Source organism: Castellaniella sp. UC4447_H14 (genome assembly GCF_052978285.1).
Genome location: NZ_CM129666.1, coordinates 1,430,053 through 1,449,215 on the forward strand (window position 1 = coordinate 1,430,053; position 19,163 = coordinate 1,449,215).

Consider the following 19,163-nt stretch of genomic DNA (forward strand, 5'->3'; position numbering starts at 1 on the left):
TTCGCGTGCGGTGTTCTTAACGCAGGCTGCCCGCCGCCACGTCAGCCAGCCGCTGGCTGAATTCCTCCGGGGTCATCTTCACGCCATTGGCGGTCACCTGCCCGTCGGCGTACGCCAGATCCGTCTGCACCAACCCTTTATCCGATTGTCGAACCACGCCCGCCCGCGCCAGGCGACCGGCATACTGGTCGAACACCATGCTCACCAGGGCCACGGCCATATCGGCATCCGATCCCGACTGCGTCTGGCGCAGGACCTGCAACAGCATGGGCTTGGAAAGCTGGGCATGCAGCGAGAGACCGCGGATGCCTTGCTCCACGACGGCCCCCAGGTCCTGGGGAGCGTCATCGCCCACCGGCCGGAAATCGGCCTGGGCGCTGAGTTCGGACGTGCCCTGGCCATTGGCCCAGCGCAGCTTGCGCAGCGCGATGCGCGGCGAAGCCGCCAGAAGAGGCAACAGGCCGGCGCGGATCTGCTGCCGCTCCCCGGCGGAAAGCTCGGTGCCCGGCTCATGCGCCGCATCGATCGCCGCCAGCGTGCGGGCCAGCGACTGCACCGCCGGCACCGACAGGTTCTGTGCTGACGTGGCAACGTCCAACGCGCCCACATCCTGGGTTCCGAGCAACAGGTGGCGGACGTCGAAGGTGGCCTGGCTGTCCATCAGACTGCCCGTCTGCGCCACATCCAGCGTCAGGGTCTGCTGTTTCAGGACGATGGGCTGTCCATCGGCCGCCGCAAGCTCCAGCCCCGCCAGGCGGATTTCCTGGTGCGACTGAAAGTCCGACTCGCCGCTGTTGCGGCTGCGGGCGCTCAGGTCCAGCCCGCTGAACCTGAGCGTCGCCTGTACCGCCGGGTCGGTCAAGGCCAGCGTATCGACATGGCCGGAAAGTTGCGTCCGGCGTTCCTTGGACGCATAGCCCACGTGCAACGCGCCGCCGCCAAAATCGACCGTCGGGGTCTTGACGGGTGCGAACTGAACTTCGGTGGTCACGTCACCCGTGAAGTGGATACGCGAACGGGCCACCCAGGGAGGCGTCCCCTCCGGCATGGCCGCCGTCCACTGCTTCCAGTCGCCATCCGGCGCCGGCGTCACGCGGCTATAGGCGGCCAGCGGCCGCCAGCTCCCTGCGCGCAATGCGCCCCACGGCCATGGCCCATGCTGAAGCGCATCCCGCAGCCCCAGTTCGTGATGGGCGCCCCGCGCATCCCGATATTCGAGCAGGAACCGGATGTCCGAGCGGAACAGGCCGCGCTCATAGGATTGGATCCGCAGCGCCGGGCCGGGCGTCTTCGCCGCCCACTGGGCCGCCATGTTCTGGTTGGTCTGGGCCACCCACGATTCGATGGTCTGCCGGGCCAGACGGCCGGCATACCAGGACGCGCCGGCATAGGCCAGGACCAGCACGGCCAGGGAGCCGCCGGCAATTTTCAGATTGCGGTGATTCATCATGATTCCAGGGGCCTGATGGCCCACTGTCCCATAGGGTTGATTCAAAGGGGCCACTTGAAGGAAGCAGGCGGGACGCTATGCAACGTCGGCCGCGTCCGAGGGCTGAGCGGTGATCTTGCGGGAAAGCTCGCGGGGCAGCGGAAAGGAGACTTGCTCTTTCACGCCCTTGAGCGGCCTCACCGAACGGGCGCCCAGTTCCTTCAGGCGGCCAATGACCTGCTGCACCAGGGCCTCTGGTGCCGACGCCCCGGCCGTCACACCGACGCGGTGGGCATTCACGAGCCAGGCCGGATCGATCATCTCGGGCCGGTCCAGCAGGTACGCCTTCACACCCTTGCGCTCGGCGACCTCGCGCAGGCGGTTCGAATTGGAACTGTTCTGACTGCCCACGACGATGACCAGATCGCACTGCGGTGCCAGGACGCGCACGGCATCCTGGCGATTCTGAGTCGCATAGCAGATGTCGCCTTTCTTCGGTTCCGCAATGCCGGGAAAGCGCTTGCGCAATGCCTCGGCCACCTCGACCGCGTCATCGATGGACAGTGTCGTCTGCGTCACGAATCCGATGCTGTGCGGATCGCGGACCTCGAGGGTTTCCACGTCGCGCACGGTTTCGACCAGGTACATGCCGCCGTCCGCCTGACCGAGCGTGCCCTCGACCTCGGGGTGGCCCTTGTGGCCGATCATGATGACCTCGCGGCCTTCCTTGCGCATGCGCGCAACCTCGACGTGGACCTTGGTGACCAGCGGACACGTTGCATCGAAGATCCGCTGACCCCGGTGCTCGGCCTCGGCGCGAACGGCGCGGGACACGCCATGCGCGGAGAAAATCACGATCGCGCCCGACGGGGCGTCCGCCAGCTCATCGATGAACACCGCGCCTTTCGACCGCAGATCGTCCACCACATACCGGTTATGGACGATCTCGTGGCGCACATAGATGGGCGAGCCATGGATTTCCAGCGCTCGCTCGACGATGCTGATGGCCCGGTCCACCCCCGCGCAAAAGCCGCGCGGCTGGGCCAGCAGGATTTCGGGCTCGTCCGCCGCGGAACGGTCAGGCGATGGCGATGTGCTCATAAGACCCCCAGAATCCGGATCTCGACCTGCAAGGCGATACCAGCCAGCGGGTGATTGAAGTCGAAGAGTGCCGCATCGTCCTGCAAGGTCTTGAGGACGCCGGAATAGCGCCCGCCGTTGGGGGCGACGAATTCGACCATGTCTCCCGCCTCGAATTCAGTGCCGGGGGGCGCGTTCTGGACCATTTCCTCGTGCGAAATCCAGCGCAGCAGTTCCGGATTGCGGTCACCGTAGGCCTGGTCCGCGGGAAGGTCCACCGTGAAATGGTCGCCTTCCGCGCGGTTCAGCAAGAGCGCCTCGAGGCCGGGCGCCCACTGGCCCACCCCCATCTGCAGGGTGGCCGGGCGATCCAGAAAGGTATCGACAAAGGCCGTGCCGGCGGCGGGGCCCGTCAGGGGCTCGATGCGATAGTGCAGCGTTACGTAGGAATCGGGGTGGACAAAAGCGTTCACCACATCGGTTGCGGAAATCAAAGTGTGTCACCGTAGCGGTTCGAGTCAAACATGCCAATTTTAGGGCCTATCATGCCACAAGACACGGTATCCCCCTGCGATGAGCGTCCCCGCGAACGCCTGCTGCGGCACGGCGCTCATGCACTGACATCCGCCGAACTGCTGGCCGTGCTGCTTCGCACGGGCACACGCGGGCGCAACGCAGTCACGATCGGTCGCGAGCTGATCGAGCATTTTGGCGGCCTGCAGCCCCTGCTCGCCGCCGAATCGGCCGCCCTGCTCGCCTTTCCCGGCCTGGGTACGGCCAAGACCTGCGAACTGCTGGCGGTCCAGGAGCTCGGCCGCCGGGCACTCGAAGAACCCCTGCGCCATGCGCAGATCCTGAACCAGCCGGGCAGAGTGAAGGAATTCTGCGCCATGCGCCTGGCACATCTGCGGGTGGAGCACTGCATTGCCCTGTTCCTCGACACCCAGCTCCAACTCATCGATTGCGTGGAAATCGCCCGAGGCACCTTGTCGCAGGCATCGATCTACCCTCGCGAAGTCGTCAAGGCGGCACTTGCCCACCATGCGGCGGCACTGATCCTGGCGCATAACCACCCGTCCGGGCTGGCCGAACCCAGCCCGGCCGACATCAGCCTCACGCACCAGCTCAAGCAGGCGCTGGCGCTGGTGGACGTCAGGCTGCTGGACCATCTGGTCGTGGGCGCCACCGAGGTCAGCTCGCTCGCCGAGCGCGGCCAGATCTGACTGATCGCCCGTGGTTGCGCTTCGTCGCCCGGCATTCTAAAATGCACGGCTCAATCTGGATACGTAGTCAGGGCCATTTTCGCGCGGCTTCTTTGCGCGTCTTCGGGCTGGCGCCGCCGAGTGCTGGTTTGGACCGGCACAGGGGTTGCGCCTGGTTTGCACCCGCCCCACGGTCATCTGGCTGGCGACCCCCACCATTGTCGAGAGTACACCATGAAAGAAGGCATTCACCCCGAATACCGCGAGGTCGTTTTCCAGGATCTGCAGACCGGCCACAAATTCATCTCGCGTTCGGCGCTCGCTTCACGCGAGACCACCGAGATCGACGGCAAATCCTACCCGCTCTTCAAGTGCGATGTGACGTCCGAGTCGCACCCGTTCTACACCGGCGCCCAGACGCGCATCGTGGAGACGGGCCGCGTCGAGAAGTTTCGCGCGCGCTTTGCCCGCACCGCCGGCACCGTCAAGAAATAACGCTGCGCCCCAGGAACCCCGGCGCCGCGCGCCGGGTTCTTCACGCAAGAGGCAGCCTTCAGGCTGCCTCTTTTCATTTAATATGGGTTTTCCCCTAGCGACTCGTGAGACCTTTTCCGGTGCCTCCTGAAGTCATCCGCTCCACCCCTGCCCGCCTGCCGGCGATCGCGGCAGCCAAGCTCCCGCGCCTGTTCCTGGCTGCGGTCGGCCTGGTCTACATCCTGGCCGGCCTGTTCTACCGCGACCCCTGGAAAACGGACGACGTCACCGGCCTGGCCACCATGCTCACGGCGCTCTCCGGCCAGGAACACGCCTGGCTGCTGCCCCAGATCGGGCATCTCGCCCAGGCACAGGACGGCCCGCTGGTCACCTGGGTCGGCGCCGTCTTCATCCAGATCTTCCGGCCGTTCTTCGAGCTGTTCTTCAACCCGTTGGACTCGGCTATCGTCGCATCGCGGCTGCCCAACATCCTCTGGTTCGGCATCCTTACCGCCTCGATCTGGTACGGAACCTACCTGCTGGGCCGGCGCTCGGAGGCGCAACCGCTGGCCCTGCCTTTCGGAGGCGAACCGGATGCGCGCGACTATGGCCGCATGCTGGCCGATGCCGCGCTGCTGCTCATCGTGGCGACCGTCGGGATCGTCTGGCGCATGCACGAGACCTCCGAGGTCCCGGCGCTGATCGCCTGCCAGGCCCTGGCTTACTACGCCGTGGCGCGCATGATGGACCACCCCGTTTCCGGGGCCATCACGCTCGGGGTCGCGCTGGGGGCGGCCTTCCTGGCCCGAGGCTGGGTGGGCGCGCTACCGCTCATGCTCGCCATTCCGCTGATCTTCCTGCCGGGGGGACTGCTGGCCGGCGAGCGCAAATGGCTGGTCGTGAGCGCACTGATCTGCGCCACGATGATCCTGCTGTGGTGGATACCGGCCCGGGAATTCGGGACGTACTGGACCACGAGCTGGCTGCGCTGGACGGAACGCGCTTTCAGCCTGCCGCACCCGCGCGCCTGGGCGAACATCGCCCGCGACCTGCCCTGGTTCCTGTGGCCCACCTGGCCGCTCGCCGTGCTGGCACTGTGGCGCTGGCGGGGCTGGTTCGGCGCCCCCCACATCCGCATCCCGCTGGGCTTCCTGACGGCGGCCGCCCTGGTGCTGCTGGTCAACACGGATCCGTTCGAACCCGAGTACAGCACGCTGGCCGTACCATGCGCCGTGCTGGCCGCCTTTGCGCTGCCCACGCTGCGCCGAGGCGTCGTGAACACGCTGGACTGGTTCGCAGTCATGTGCTTCTCGCTGACGGCTGCCACGGTCTGGCTGGGGTGGATCGCCCTGCAGGCGGGTTGGCCTCACCAGATCGCGGACAACATCAGCCGCCAGACACAGGGCTACTATGTCCACGTGGCATGGCCTGCCACACTCATCGCCGGCCTGGGCACACTGGCGTGGATCACCCTGGTGTACTGGCGCCTGCACAGCCATCCCAAGGGCCTGTGGCGAGGCACCGCCCTGTCGGCCGGAGGCCTGATCACCACCTGGCTGCTGCTGGCCACTCTCTGGATGCCGGTGCTGGACTACATCCGAAGCTATCGCGACGTATCCGCGTCGCTGGCGCAGGCCTTGACGCTGTATCGCCAACCCGGAGAATGCGTCCGGACTCTGAATCTCGGCAGTGGCCAGCGCGCCTCGTTCCTGGTTTTCGATGACATCGCCTTCAGCTTCGACTCCCGGTGCCCGCTGCTGCTGCAGCAGCTCAGCCCCGACAGCCTGCGGGCCGGAACGGCCGAATACGCGGACCACCCTGCGCTATGGCAGGGCCGGCGCGGACCGGACCGGCACGAAATGTTCCGGCTGCTGCGGCTGAAACCGGCTTCATGATTCCAGGTCTCACCGCCGTACCCGCTCCCTGGCGCACCATTCTCCAGCAGGCCTGGCCCATCCTGGTCAGCGCCTGGGCGGGCATCATCTTTGCCGTCCTCGACACCGCCATGGTCGGACACACCAGTGCCGCCGACCTGCAGGCCATGGCGCTCGGGGCCTCCATCTACATCACCGTGTTCATCGGCCTGATGGGCGTCGTTCATGCCCTCATTCCGATCATCGCACAGCTTTTTGGCGCACAGCGCCTCTCCGACGCCGGGCATGCGTGGGGCCAGGGAGTCTGGCTGGCATTGGGCCTCTCCGCGCTGGGCTCCGCGACGCTGCTCTTTCCGGACATCTGGCTGTCCTTGTCCGGGCAGGTGGAACCGGAGGTCCGCCGCCGCATCGCCGGCTATCTGCTGGCATTGGCGGGCGCCCTCCCCGCCGCGCTGCTCTTTCGCACGATCTACGCCATGGCCACCGCCATCTCCCAGACGCGCGAAGTCATGGCCATCAACCTGGGCAGCATCGTCTTCAAGCTGGTTTTCAACCTGTGGTTCATCTTCGGCGGCTGGGGCATCCCCGCCATGGGCGCGATCGGCGCGGGCCTCGCCACGCTGCTGGTCGACTGGCTCATGCTGGCGGCGGGCTTGTGGATGATAGGCAGGCGGCCCGCTTTCCGGGCGCTGTCACTCCGACTGGTCCGCCCGCGCCTGGCGGATCAGAAGGAACTGCTGCGCCTCGGCCTGCCCATGGGCGGATCGTATCTGATCGAGATCTGCGCCTTCAGTTTCATGGCCTTGCTGGTCGCCCGCGACGGCGTCTATGCCAGCGGCGCCCAGCAGATCCTGGGCAACCTGATCGCGCTGTGCTACATGCTTCCCATGTCGCTGAGCCTGTCCACCGCTTCGCTGGTCGCACAGGCGGTGGGCGGCAATGACCTGCGCCTGGCACGGTCCACCGGCCGGCACGGCATCCTGCTGGTCGTGGCGGGGGCGGCGCTCACCGATGCCGTATTGATCATGGGGGCCGACTCCATCGTGGCCGCCTACACGGACGAGGCCAGAGTGGCCGTGCTGACGCTGGCATTGCTCCAGATCGCGCCCTGGTTCCACTTCTGCGACGCGATGCACTGCGTGAGCTCCTATCTGCTGCGCGCCTACAAGGTCGCCATGGTGCCCCTGATCCTGCAGGTCACGTCGCTGATTGGCCTGGGGCTGGTGGGCGGCTGGTGGCTGGGATACGGCCCCGCAGCCGGGAGTCTCGCCCCCATCGCGGCCTGGCTCATGCCCGGAGCCCCGGTGGGGGCTGCAACCATGTGGCTCATGGCCATGGCAGGGCTGGCGCTCACGGCACTGACGCTGTTCGGCTGGTACGGGCGCGTCTTGCGCCAATACGCCCGCCGACCGGCCTGACGCCACCACGAAACGAAGCGGCCGCGGCGACGGTCATCGCGATCGCCCGCGCGGGGGCCGGGCGTCCCGAATTCAACGACACAAAGCGACCGAACGAAACACCAGCGCTCAGGCTGCCTGCTGAGGCAAGTCGCCGGTCCCATTGGGCGTCACCAGCTCCAGCACCTTGGTGCGCGAGAGAACGCCGACGAATTCCCCCCGGTCGTCCGTGACGGCCACCGGCTCCGGATTGCGCAGCAATCGGGCAAGGACCTCGTCCAGACCGGCCGATGCGGGCACCGAGGCCATGTCGGACAGATAGCGCGACACGTCGCGCGCGCCCTCCCGGACTGCACGCTGGGCGTCGGCGCGCATGAGCACACCCGCCAGCCGCTTGCCATCCAGCACCGTCACGTAGTCGTAACCCCGCGCCACCAGACGCTCCAGCGCATGGACGGGCTGGGTCCGCATGGTCAGGGTCAGCGTGCGCTCCACCATGGCATGCGAGGCATTCAGCACCCTGCCCCGGTTGACGTCCTGCAGGAATGACTCGATATAGTCATTGGCCGGCGACAGCAGGATGTCCTCGGGTGTGCCTTCCTGGACGAGCTCGCCATCCTTGAGAATGGCGATCCGGTTCCCCAGGCGAAGGGCTTCATCGAGATCGTGCGTGATGAACACGATGGTCCGGTTCAACCGGGATTGCAGCGCCAGCAACTGATCCTGCATCTCGTGGCGAATCAGGGGATCCAGCGCCGAGAAGGCCTCGTCCATCAACAGGATCTCCGCATCGGTGGCCAGTGCGCGGGCCAGGCCCACCCGCTGCTGCATCCCGCCCGAGAGCTGGTGCGGGTACTGTGATTCGAAGCCGGAAAGGCCCACCTGTTCCAGCCACTGGCGCGCCCGCGATTCGCGCTCCGCCCGGCGCACGCCCTGCACCGCCAGGCCGTAGGCCGCGTTCTCCAGCACCGTCCGGTGCGGCATCAGCCCGAAGCGCTGGAACACCATGCTCATCTTCCGCTGGCGAAACTTTTCGAGCTCTCTCGGCTTGAGTCCCATCACGTCGACGCCGTCCACCAGGATCTTCCCCGCGCTGGGTTCGATCAGGCGGTTGAAATGGCGAATCAACGTGGATTTGCCGGAACCGGAAAGCCCCATGATGACGTGGATGTGGCCGGCTTCGATCGACAGGCTGATATTGCGCAGCCCCAGCGTATGGCCACTGCGTTCCAGCAAGGCGTCCTTGGAGGCTCCATCGCGCACCGCTCCCATCCATCGTTCTGGACGAGGTCCGAAGATCTTGTAGATGTTGTGCACTTCGATCTTGTTCATGTCAGCTCCCCCGCGATTGGCGGCGTCGGCCGAACTGCTGGGTGATCCGGTCGAAAATGATGGCCAGAATCACGATGCCCAGCCCGGCCAGCAGGCCACGGCCCACCTGCAGGCGGTTGATGCCTTGCAGCACCTCGTATCCCAGGCCGCGCACCCCGATCATGGAAGCGATCACGACCATGGCCAGCGCCATCATGGTGGTTTGATTGATGCCGGCCATGATGTTGGGCAGCGCCAGCGGAAGCTGCACGCCGAACAACTGGCGGCTGCGACTGGCACCGAACGCGCGGGAGGCCTCCAGCACCTCGGCGTCCACCAGCCGGATACCCAGATCGGTGAGCCGGATGACCGGCGGCACGGCATAGATCACGGTGGCAAACAGCGCTGCGAGCTTCCCCAGATTGAACAGCATCACCACCGGGATCAGGTACACGAAACTCGGCATGGTCTGCATGACGTCCAGAATCGGCAGCATCACGGCGCGCACCCCGCGAAAGCTTGCCATGGCGATCCCTATCGGGATCCCCAGCAGGACGGAAATCGACACGGCCACCAGCATCAGGGAGAGCGTCTGCATGGACGGTTCCCAGAGGCCAATGGCTCCCAGGAGCGCCAGCAATGCTCCCATGGCAAGGCTGAATCGCCATTTGCGGCTGGCCAGCCAGGCGATGCCCATGATCACCGCGATGATGGCCCACCAGGGCGAATCCCGCAGCAGGTGGTCCGCCCAGACCAGCAGGTCCAGCAGCGGCTGGGTCAGCGCCCGCAGAACGTCGGAATACTGGTTCACCAGCCCATTGACGAACGCATCGATGGGCCGCTGCAGATCGCGCGCGGAAATCAGTTCGGGGAACATGGCCGCCTCCTCAGAGTGCAGCCTTGACCCGTTCCGTCACGTCCGCTGGAAGCCACCGGGTCCAGACGTCCTGCTTGTTTTTCAGGAACCACAGCGCTGTATCCCGGGGCTCGGCCTCGTTCTTCTCCATATAGGCCATGGCTTCGTTTTCGACCGCCAGCGGGATCTTGACTTTGGCCAGGAAGGCGATGAGCTTCGGCGCCTGCTCGGCGAACTTGGTGTTCACGGCCGTGAACACCGGATTGTCCGGGAAGTCGGTGGCCTGCGGATCGGGACAGTCGGCATCGGTGAGGCACTTCTGCTTGACCGGATCGTAGGGCGGAAGCTCCAGCTTCACCAGGTCCAGCGCCCCGACCAGCGGAGTCGGCGACCAGTAATAGAACACGACGTTCTGCTTGCGCTGGTACGCCGACATCAACGCGGCCTTCTGGGTGGCGCCGGTGCCGGGGGAAAACAGCGTGTAGGTTTTCTCCAAGCCCAGGGCCTTGTAGAGGTTGCCGTTGATGATTTCGCAGGCCCAGCCGGCCGGGCAGGTATAAAAGCGGCCCTTGGACGGTTCCTCGGGGTCCTGGAATTCCTTCCAGTACTTCGGCAGATCGGAGGCCTTCTTCAGGCCCGGCAGGCGCTCGGCGGTGTATTTGGGGATGTACCAGGCCTCCCGGCCATTGAAGATGTCGCCGATGCGCTTGACCTTGCCGGTCGCCTTTGCCTTGTCCCAGGGCTCCAGCGTACTGTTCAGCCAGAGCTCGCTGTTGACGTCCAGATCGCCGCGCTCCAGCGAGGCCAGTGCCAGCAGCGTATCGGTGGGCAGGACCTCGGTCTTGCAGCCGTAGCCGTGCCGGACGATGAAGCGTTCGATTTCCACCAGCATGAGATTGGATTCCCAATTCATGCCGCCAAAGCGCATGGGGCGCTGCAGCTCGCATTCGGGAGTGGCGGCCGCCTGTGCCGCGAGAGGCGCCACAGACAGCACGGCGAGCGACGTGGCCAGTACCAGACCCGGCAGCAAAGCGGACCGGGGTGAAGTCGCACACGACGACCGGGAACGAAAAATAGACATTGAAGCCTCCTTTGGGTTACGGAGACGCCGGATGCGGGCATCCGACGCCATAGCTTAGGGGAGGGTGTGCGGAAAACGGCCAGGGGGGCCGCCAATACATACCGACACTGCAGGTGCCACAAGGCACCGGGTAGGCAGGCGGGGCCAGAATCGGCGCCGCCAGAATTGACATCCAATACTACAGCAGAAGCGTTACTTTACACTCAGGATCGCAGAAAATAAACCCTGATCCCGTTTTCCGGTCGCCCGCGGGCTCGGACGCGCCGCGAGACGCCCGCCCGGTCCGACCGAACAGGCAGCCCGACGGCGGACCGGAAAACGGCACGGATCCGCGCGGATCAACGGTCCGTGTACATATAGTCGCGGCGCCAGGGGTAGGACAGATCCGGCCGGTAGTCGAGCTCGTCTGAACGTCCGGTGGGGACATCCTGGGCCAGAATCTGGTGCAACGCGACCCAGCCATGCTCGAATCCCATGGCGCACCCGGCCAGGTACATGCGATAGGCGCGCAATGAGCGCTCCCCCGACGGTGTATTCAGCAATGAGCGCGCCTCGTCCAGGTGCTGTTCCAGCGCATCGCTCCACGCCCACAACGTGCGGGCATAGTGCGGGCGGATGTTCTCCACGTCCACCATTTCCAGCCCGGCCTCGGAGATGGTCTGCAGGACATAGTGGATGTGGGAAAGCTCGCCGCCCGGAAAGATGAACTTCTCGATGAAATCCCCCATTCCGTTGCCCAGTTCGGTGTTGCTCAGGCCACCGGCCGTGATGCCGTGATTCATGATCAGGCCCCCCGGGCGCACCAGGCGGCGCAGCTTGGCGAAATACCCGGTCAACTGGGCGCGGCCCACGTGTTCGAACATCCCCACCGAGGCGATCTTGTCGAATGGCCTGGATTCGTCCAGCTTGCGGTAATCCAGCAGTTCGAAGCGCACGCGCCCGGTCAGGCCCTTCTGCTGAATCAGATTGTTCACGTACGCATGCTGATTGTGCGACAAGGTGATGCCCGTCACATCGACGTCATAGTTTTCGGCGGCCCACAGCATCAGCCCCCCCCACCCGCCGCCACAATCCAGAAACCGCTCGCCCGGCTTCAGCGCCAGCTTGCGGCAAATATGGTCGAGCTTGGCATCCTGGGCCTGGGCCAGCGTGTAGTCAGGCTCCTTATAGTAGGCACACGAGTACACCCGCCGCGGATCCAGCCACAGCGCGTAGAAATCATCCGACAAGTCATAGTGGAATTCGATCTGGCGCGCGTCGCGCTCCATCGAATGGTGCCAGACCGAAATCATGCGCCGCACGAATCCGGAGAGCCAGCCAAGCTGGGCAGCATCGATGGGGGAACCCGGCAGGATGGTGGCGGCCATGCGCATCAGGTCGCGCACGGAGCCCTCGAAATCGAACTTTCCCTCGACATAGTCCTCGCCCAGCACCCCGACCTGGCCGGCCGCAAAGTGGGTCAGGACCGACGGATCCTTGATCCGCAGATGGATGGTCGCATCAGCGGCACCTATCTTCTCCCCGTCCGGCATCTCCAGCGAGACCGGCATGGGCAATGATCCGAGTTTCTTCTCAATGATGGGCGTGATCGCAGTCAACAGAGCCTCCCTCAGTTCAAAAAGGACCCTGTTAATATAGCGCCAAATATCGGCGTCTCCAGGCGCCCCGGGCGCTCCCCGTTCCCGGCTCTTCGCGCGGCCGTACGCCCCGCGAAGCCTCGTGGGGCTCGCTGCGCGACCGCGCCCGCGGCCTCTCCGGCGTTCTAGAGGACCTGCTTGATTTACCAGAGGTTTTCGGTATAGAATGCGGGGCTTTCCTGACATACAAACAGAGGTGGGACCATGGCACGCGTATGCCAAGTAACCGGCAAAGGCCCAATGGTGGGCAACAACGTCTCGCACGCGAACAACAAGACCAAGCGTCGTTTCCTGCCCAACCTGCAATCGCGCCGGTTCTGGGTCGAATCCGAGAATCGCTGGGTGCGCCTTCGCGTATCCACCAAAGCCCTGCGCACCATCGACAAGAACGGCATTGATTCCGTTCTGGCCGACCTGCGCGCACGCGGCGAACTGGCCTGAATGGCCGCATAGGAGCACATCATGGCAAAAGGCGCTCGCGAAAAGATCAAGCTCGAATCCTCTGCGGGAACGGGCCACTTCTACACGACGACGAAAAACAAACGCAACATGCCGGAAAAAATGCTGATCAAAAAGTACGATCCGGTCGCGCGCAAGCACGTCGACTACAAGGAAACCAAGCTGAAATAATCCGGCTGCCTCTGCCGGACCGTCTCACCGGTTTCTCGAAGACCCCGCGACTCGTCGCGGGGTTTTTTTTGCCGGACCAGACGCCGGCCCCACAGCCTATAATGCAGGGCTTGCCTTTTCTCATTCACTCCACAGACAGCCCCATGCAGGAACGTTACCTCCACACCCAGGTCGAATCCGACACCCAGGCACACTGGCGTGCAGACGACGTCTACCGCGTCACGGAAAACGCGACCGGCGCGGATGGTTCCCCAAAGCCGAAGTTCTACGCCTGCTCGATGCTGCCCTACCCCAGCGGCAAGCTGCACATGGGGCACGTGCGCAACTACACCATCAACGACATGATGACGCGCCAGTTGCGCATGCGCGGATACAACGTGCTCATGCCCATGGGCTGGGACGCGTTCGGCATGCCGGCCGAAAACGCCGCCATGAAGTACGGTGTACCGCCGGCCAAATGGACGTATGACAACATCGCCTACATGAAGCAGCAGATGCAGGCCATGGGGCTCGCGATCGACTGGTCGCGCGAGATGTGCGCCTGCGACCCCCACTACTACAAGTGGAACCAGTGGCTGTTCCTGAAGATGCTGGAAAAGGGCATCGCCTACCGCAAGACCCAGGTGGTCAACTGGGACCCGGTGGACCAGACGGTGCTGGCCAACGAACAGGTGATCGACGGGCGTGGCTGGCGCTCGGGCGCGCTGGTCGAAAAGCGAGAGATCCCCGGCTACTACCTGCGCATCACTGACTACGCCGACGAACTGTTGTCGTCGCTGGAAGACGAGAGCCTGACGGGCTGGCCCGAGCGGGTGCGTCTGATGCAGGAGAACTGGATCGGCCGCAGCGAAGGCGTGCGCTTCGCCTTCCGCCACGACATCCGCGACAACAGTGGCGCGCTCATTCAGGACGGGCTGCTGCACGTCTTCACCACACGTGCCGACACCATCATGGGCGTGACGTTCTGCGCGGTGGCGCCAGAGCACCCGATCGCCACGCAGGCGGCCCTGGCCGACCCGGCACTGGCCGCCTTCATCGAAGCCTGCCGGAAGGGCGGCACGACCGAAGCCGAGCTCGCCACGCGCGAAAAAGAAGGCCTCCCTACCGGGCTCACGGTCACGCACCCGCTGACCGGCCAGCCGGTCCCGGTCTGGGTGGGCAACTACGTGCTCATGAGCTACGGAGACGGCGCCGTCATGGGCGTGCCCGCGCACGACGAGCGCGATTTTGCCTTCGCCCGCAAATACGATCTGCCCATTCGTCAGGTCATCGCGGCCGAGGGCCAGACATACTCCACCGAGGCATGGCAGGACTGGTACGCCGACAAGCAGATCGGCCATGCCGTGAACTCGGGAAAATACGATGGCCTGACCACCGGCGCGGCCATCCAGGCCGTGGCGGCCGACCTCAAGGCGATGGGGCTGGGCGAGCTGCGCACCACCTGGCGCCTGCGCGACTGGGGCATCTCGCGCCAGCGCTACTGGGGAACCCCGATCCCCATCATCCATTGCGCCGATTGCGGCCCCGTTCCCGTGCCGGAAAAGGACCTGCCCGTCCGGTTGCCCGAAGACCTGGTGCCCGACGGCACCGGCAACCCGCTGGCGAAGAACGAGGCTTTCCTGTCCTGCCATTGCCCGCGCTGCGGCAAGCCGGCGCGGCGTGAAACCGACACCATGGACACGTTCATCGACTCGTCCTGGTATTTCATGCGCTACACCTCGCCCGGCAACGACCAGGCCATGGTCGACGCTCGAAACGATTACTGGATGCCGATGGACCAGTACATCGGCGGCATCGAGCACGCCGTGCTGCACCTGCTGTACGCACGCTTCTGGACGCGCGTGATGCGCGACCTGGGCTTGCTGAAGTTTTCCGAACCGTTCACGCGGCTGCTATGCCAGGGCATGGTCCTGAACCATATCTATTCACGGCGCAATGAACGCGGCGGCATCGAATACTTCTGGCCCGACCAGGTCGAGAACATCACCGACGACAAGGGTGCCATCACGGGAGCCCGCCTGAAGGCCGACGGTTCCATGGTGGACTACGGCGGCATCGGAACCATGTCGAAGTCCAAGAACAACGGCGTCGATCCGCAGTCGTTGATCGAAACCATGGGGGCCGACACAGCGCGGCTGTTCGTCATGTTCGCCAGCCCGCCGGAACAGACGCTGGAATGGTCGGACTCGGGGGTCGAAGGCGCACACCGCTTCCTGCGCCGGCTGTGGGCATTCTGTCACGCCCACCACGAGGCCATCCGCGCCAGCCTTCCCACGACCGATTGGAGCGGACTCGGCAACCAGGGTGCGTCGCTGCGCCGCCAGATCCACACGCTGCTGCGGCAGGCCGATTACGACTACCAGCGCATCCAGTACAACACCGTGGTCTCCACGGCAATGAAGATGCTCAACACGATTGAGGCGGCCGCCCACGAGGGTGCCGACGACGCGGCAATAACCGAATCGGCGTCCATTTTGCTGCGCGTGCTGTATCCCGTGGTGCCTCACATCACCTGGCGGCTGTGGCGCGACCTGGGATTTGCGGACACGCTCGGCGACCTGCTGGATGCGCCATGGCCGCATGTCGACGAGTCGGCTCTGAAGGCCGAGACCGTGGATCTCGTGCTGCAGGTCAACGGCAAGATGCGCGGCCAGCTCACCGTCCCCCACGATGCCGACAAGTCCGCCATCGACGCGCTGGCCCGCGGCCACGAGGCCGTTGAGCGCTTTCTCGAAGGCCGCTCTCCCAAGCGCATCGTGGTGGTCCCGGGGCGCTTGGTGAACGTGGTGGGGTGACGCGCATGGCCTTTTCCGAACAATTCCGACGCAGGCGCAGGCTGTGCCTGGCTCTTTCGTGCCTGGCCGCCCTGAGCGCCTGCGGCTTTCACCTGAAGGCCGCGACACCGCTGCCCTTCAAGACTCTTTACACCAACATCAATCTGGACACGGATTTCGGCGCGCGTCTGCGACGTGTCGTGGAAGCCAATTCCCCCGATACCCACTTCGTCGAAAACCGGAACGAGGCCGAGGTCTACCTGCACCAGATTTCCGACGAGCAGAGCCTGCGGCAACTCTCGATCGACCCCCAGGGCCAGGTCGACGAATATGAACTGGATCTGAACTTCAGCTTCGAACTGCTGGACAAGGCCGGCCACGTGCTGCTCGCGCCCACCGTGCTGCGCAGCGTACGTGAACTGCCATACAACGTCAACATCGTCCAGGCGAAGGACAGCGAAATCACGCGCACCTTCAGCGACATGCGCAACAGCCTGATCGACCAGATCCTGCGCCGCATGAGCGCTCCGGACGTGCAGGCTGCCTACCGCGGCGCCGACAGCCTCCCCGTGGCGCCCATCCCCGGGACTGAAATCCGCCGGCGGCGGGATTCCGGCGCGACCGGCATGCCCGGCATGCCCGGCTCGTTGTACCGATGAGCAGCCGGGCTCGGGATTTCAACCGCAGCCTGGAGCAATTGGCCCGAGCACAGGAACTCCCGGCCTGCTGTGTCCTGGCCGGCGAGGAAATCCTGCTGCTGACCGAAACGGTGGACGCCTTCCGCGCCAGCGCCACCCGGCTGGGCTGTACCGAACGCAGCCACTGGGTCATGGACGCTCGCAGCGACTGGAGCCCCGTGCTCGCGGCGGCCCGAAACACCTCGCTGTTCGGCGACCTGCGACTGCTGGAGATCAGCCTGCCGGGCGGCAAGCCGGGCAAGACGGGTGCCGAGGCACTGGTGGGCCTCGCGGCAATGGCTGCTGACGGCCATCTGCCCGATGTGCGCATCCTGATCCAGCTGCCGGCGCTGGACCGCGCCACACAGCAAAGCAAGTGGGCCACCACCCTGCGCCAGCAGGCGCGCTGGATCGACATTCCCAGCATCGCGCGCGACGACCTGCCCGGCTGGATCGACGATCGGCTGCACCGCCAGGAACAGAGCACGGACCCGGAAACCTTGGCCTGGCTGGCTGACAAAGTCGAGGGCAATCTGCTGGCCGCCCACCAGGAAATCCAGAAGCTCGCACTGATCTACCCGCCGGGCGCGTTGTCGACGGAGCAGGTCCAGTCGGCCGTGCTGAACGTCGCCCGTTACAATCTCTATGATCTGCGCGACGCCATGCTGCTGGGACAGGCTGACCGCGCCTCGACCGTGCTCGAAGGCCTGCGCGCCGAGGGCGAGGCCCTGCTCCTCGTCCTGTGGGCCGTGGGCGAAGAAATCCGTATCCTGGGCCGGCTGTGCGACCTGGGAACAGCGGGCCTGGAGGCCGGTCTGCGGGCCAACCGGCTCTTCGGTGCCCGCGAAAAACTGGCCCGCCAGGCGCTGCGGCGAATTCCGCCCGCAGTCTGGCCGCTGGCGCTGCGCCACGTCCACGAAATCGATCGTATGATCAAAGGCGTACCGGTTGCGGGCCGGCTCGGCGACCCTTGGGATGAGCTTGCCAGACTGGTGATGCGCATGGCCACGGCGGGACTCCCACGGCCCTGACTCTCTCTGAATGACACGCAGGCTTTTTATGAACGACAGCGGTTTTTCCATGCAGACCCTGGGCCGCCAGGCCCGGGAGGCCGCGCGCGCGCTGCGCGTGGCCCCGGGTTCCGCAAAGTCCATGGCGCTGCTGGCCATGGCCGACGGATTGCGGAACCGCCGCGCCTGGCTGCAGGCGCAAAACGCCCATGACTTGAAGGCCGCCGCCGACCAGCAACTGGCCGCGCCGTTGATGGATCGCCTGCGTCTGTCGGACAGAGCGCTGGAGACCATGGCCACAGGCCTGGCGCAGATCGCCGCCATGCCGGATCCCATCGGCAGCCTGAGCGAAACCATCACGCGGCCCAACGGCATGCGCGTGGCGCGGATGCGGGTGCCGCTGGGCGTCATCGGCATCATCTACGAGTCCCGTCCCAACGTGACCATCGATGCGGCCGCGTTGTGCCTGAAATCCGGCAACGCGACCATCCTGCGCGGCGGCAGCGAGGCGTTCCACTCGAACCGTGCGTTGGGCGAAATCATCCAGGAGGGCCTGCGCGCCGCCGGGCTGCCCGCCCACGCCGTGCAGGTCGTCCCCACGACGGATCGGGCGGCAGTGGGCGAAATGGTCACGCTGACCGACTTCATCGATGTCATCATCCCGCGCGGCGGCAAAGGCCTGATCGCGAGGCTGTCGGCGGAATCGCGCGTGCCGCTCATCAAACACCTGGAAGGCAACTGCCACCTGTACGTCGACAAGGCCGCCGATCCCGAGAAGGCCCTGGCCATCGCCATCAACGCGAAGACCTACCGCACCGGGATTTGCGGGGCCATGGAAACGCTGCTGGTTCACGAGCGCATTGCGCCCCAATGGTTGCCACGCGCCGGAGCCCGCTTCTCCGAACTGGGGGTGGAGCTGCGCGCCGATCCCCGCGCGGCGGCCTTGCTGCCGCAATCCGTGCCGGCCACCGACGAAGACTGGGCCACCGAGTTCCTCGCACCCATTCTCGCCGTGCGTGTGGTGGACTCGCTCGAACAGGCGATGGACCACATCGCCCGTTACAGTTCCGAGCACACCGAATCGATCGTGACCGAGGATCTGGCCGCCGCGCAGCGCTTTCAGCGTGAAGTCGACTCCAGTTCCGTGTACGTGAACCTGCCGACGTGCTTTGCCGATGGGTTCGAGTACGGTCTGGGCGCGGAAATCGGCATTTCCACCAACCGCCTGCACGCCCGCGGTCCCGTCGGCCTGGAAGGACTCACCATGCAGAAATGGGTACTGACCGGCGATGGCCAGTTGCGGGGTTGAGCGTGCTCTGGGTCAAGACCTTTCACATTCTCTTCGTCGTCTCGTGGTTCGCCGGACTGTTCTATCTGCCGCGAATCTACGTCAACCTGGCCCAGGCCAGCGACTCGGGCACCCGCGCCACCTTGCTGGGAATGGCGCGGCGGCTCTACCGGTTCATGACGCCGCTGGGCGTCCTCGCGCTGGTCATGGGTCTCTGGCTCTGGCTGGGATACGGCATCGGTCACGGGCAGGGCTGGATGCACGCCAAGCTGCTGCTGGTCGGACTGCTGATCATCGACCACCTGGCCTGCCGGCACTACCTTCGCGCCTTTGAATCGGGCACATGCAGCCGGTCGCACCGATTTTTCCGGGCGTTCAACGAGATTCCTGTGGTGCTGCTTCTGTTGATCCTGATCCTGGTGGTCATCAAACCCTTCTGAGTC

Annotated in this window: 18 protein-coding genes; 11 read left to right on the top strand and 7 right to left on the bottom strand. The window is 65.3% G+C overall.

The features are described 5' to 3' along the window. Positions 1-16: 16 nt before the first annotated feature. The 3 genes from ACVCMJ_RS06980 to ACVCMJ_RS06990 all read right to left on the bottom strand — a co-directional run bounded on the left by ACVCMJ_RS06980 (position 17) and on the right by ACVCMJ_RS06990 (position 3,003). Positions 17-1,450: a YdgA family protein gene (locus ACVCMJ_RS06980; protein ID WP_447080713.1), complete on the bottom strand. Its 1,434-nt coding sequence runs from the start codon at positions 1,448-1,450 to the stop codon at positions 17-19. 75 nt (positions 1,451-1,525) lie between these two features. Then, complete coding sequence (ispH, locus tag ACVCMJ_RS06985; protein WP_447080714.1) at positions 1,526-2,530, bottom strand: 4-hydroxy-3-methylbut-2-enyl diphosphate reductase; 1,005 nt, start codon at positions 2,528-2,530, stop codon at positions 1,526-1,528. Then, the gene (locus tag ACVCMJ_RS06990; RefSeq protein ID WP_447080715.1) at positions 2,527-3,003 is read right to left on the bottom strand and encodes an FKBP-type peptidyl-prolyl cis-trans isomerase; all 477 of its coding nucleotides are present in this window, start codon (positions 3,001-3,003) and stop codon (positions 2,527-2,529) included. Before ACVCMJ_RS06990 ends, ispH begins: the two co-directional genes overlap by 4 nt. A gap of 51 nt (positions 3,004-3,054) precedes the next feature. Between ACVCMJ_RS06990 and radC the strand changes: the two genes are divergently transcribed. The 4 genes from radC to ACVCMJ_RS07010 all read left to right on the top strand — a co-directional run bounded on the left by radC (position 3,055) and on the right by ACVCMJ_RS07010 (position 7,477). After that, positions 3,055-3,732, top strand: a complete 678-nt coding sequence (gene radC / locus ACVCMJ_RS06995; RefSeq protein ID WP_447080716.1) for a RadC family protein — start codon at positions 3,055-3,057, stop codon at positions 3,730-3,732. A 213-nt stretch (positions 3,733-3,945) separates the two neighbouring features. After that, positions 3,946-4,206, top strand: coding sequence for a type B 50S ribosomal protein L31 (locus tag ACVCMJ_RS07000; RefSeq protein WP_447080717.1), 261 nt, complete (start codon positions 3,946-3,948; stop codon positions 4,204-4,206). A gap of 119 nt (positions 4,207-4,325) precedes the next feature. Beyond that, positions 4,326-6,080 carry an ArnT family glycosyltransferase gene (locus ACVCMJ_RS07005; protein WP_447080718.1) on the top strand — a complete coding sequence of 585 codons (1,755 nt, stop codon included), beginning with the start codon at positions 4,326-4,328 and terminating at the stop codon, positions 6,078-6,080. After that, positions 6,077-7,477, top strand: a complete 1,401-nt coding sequence (locus ACVCMJ_RS07010) for an MATE family efflux transporter (protein WP_447080719.1) — start codon at positions 6,077-6,079, stop codon at positions 7,475-7,477. Before ACVCMJ_RS07005 ends, ACVCMJ_RS07010 begins: the two co-directional genes overlap by 4 nt. A 108-nt stretch (positions 7,478-7,585) precedes the next feature. Here the strand turns inward: ACVCMJ_RS07010 and ACVCMJ_RS07015 are convergent, their stop codons facing one another. The 4 genes from ACVCMJ_RS07015 to ACVCMJ_RS07030 form a co-directional block, all read right to left on the bottom strand. Continuing rightward, positions 7,586-8,788 (bottom strand): quaternary amine ABC transporter ATP-binding protein, encoded by a 1,203-nt coding sequence (locus ACVCMJ_RS07015; RefSeq protein WP_447080720.1) that lies wholly within the window; start codon positions 8,786-8,788, stop codon positions 7,586-7,588. Between the two features lies 1 nt (position 8,789). Next, positions 8,790-9,644 carry an ABC transporter permease gene (locus ACVCMJ_RS07020; RefSeq protein WP_447080721.1) on the bottom strand — a complete coding sequence of 285 codons (855 nt, stop codon included), beginning with the start codon at positions 9,642-9,644 and terminating at the stop codon, positions 8,790-8,792. A 10-nt stretch (positions 9,645-9,654) separates the two neighbouring features. Further along, the gene (locus tag ACVCMJ_RS07025; protein ID WP_447080722.1) at positions 9,655-10,704 is read right to left on the bottom strand and encodes an ABC transporter substrate-binding protein; all 1,050 of its coding nucleotides are present in this window, start codon (positions 10,702-10,704) and stop codon (positions 9,655-9,657) included. A gap of 338 nt (positions 10,705-11,042) precedes the next feature. Continuing rightward, a complete protein-coding gene (locus ACVCMJ_RS07030; protein WP_447082692.1) occupies positions 11,043-12,254 on the bottom strand; it encodes a class I SAM-dependent methyltransferase in 1,212 nt (403 codons plus the stop codon). Positions 12,255-12,545: 291 nt separating this feature from the next. Here ACVCMJ_RS07030 and rpmB point away from each other — a divergent pair, with 291 nt between their 5' ends. The 7 genes from rpmB (at position 12,546) to ACVCMJ_RS07065 (ending at position 19,160) form a co-directional block, all read left to right on the top strand. After that, positions 12,546-12,782, top strand: a complete 237-nt coding sequence (gene rpmB / locus ACVCMJ_RS07035) for a 50S ribosomal protein L28 (protein ID WP_066453342.1) — start codon at positions 12,546-12,548, stop codon at positions 12,780-12,782. A 21-nt stretch (positions 12,783-12,803) separates the two neighbouring features. Next, positions 12,804-12,971 carry a 50S ribosomal protein L33 gene (gene rpmG, locus ACVCMJ_RS07040; protein ID WP_291769992.1) on the top strand — a complete coding sequence of 56 codons (168 nt, stop codon included), beginning with the start codon at positions 12,804-12,806 and terminating at the stop codon, positions 12,969-12,971. Positions 12,972-13,114: 143 nt separating this feature from the next. Then, positions 13,115-15,766, top strand: coding sequence for a leucine--tRNA ligase (leuS, locus tag ACVCMJ_RS07045; protein ID WP_447080723.1), 2,652 nt, complete (start codon positions 13,115-13,117; stop codon positions 15,764-15,766). A 5-nt stretch (positions 15,767-15,771) separates the two neighbouring features. Continuing rightward, the gene (locus ACVCMJ_RS07050) at positions 15,772-16,404 is read left to right on the top strand and encodes an LPS-assembly lipoprotein LptE (protein WP_447080724.1); all 633 of its coding nucleotides are present in this window, start codon (positions 15,772-15,774) and stop codon (positions 16,402-16,404) included. Next, positions 16,401-17,453 carry a DNA polymerase III subunit delta gene (gene holA, locus ACVCMJ_RS07055; protein ID WP_447080725.1) on the top strand — a complete coding sequence of 351 codons (1,053 nt, stop codon included), beginning with the start codon at positions 16,401-16,403 and terminating at the stop codon, positions 17,451-17,453. Before ACVCMJ_RS07050 ends, holA begins: the two co-directional genes overlap by 4 nt. A 28-nt stretch (positions 17,454-17,481) precedes the next feature. Beyond that, positions 17,482-18,741 (top strand): glutamate-5-semialdehyde dehydrogenase, encoded by a 1,260-nt coding sequence (locus ACVCMJ_RS07060; protein ID WP_447080726.1) that lies wholly within the window; start codon positions 17,482-17,484, stop codon positions 18,739-18,741. After that, the gene (locus ACVCMJ_RS07065; protein WP_447080727.1) at positions 18,705-19,160 is read left to right on the top strand and encodes a CopD family protein; all 456 of its coding nucleotides are present in this window, start codon (positions 18,705-18,707) and stop codon (positions 19,158-19,160) included. The genes ACVCMJ_RS07060 and ACVCMJ_RS07065 overlap by 37 nt, the downstream gene beginning before the upstream one ends. Positions 19,161-19,163 lie beyond the last annotated feature (3 nt).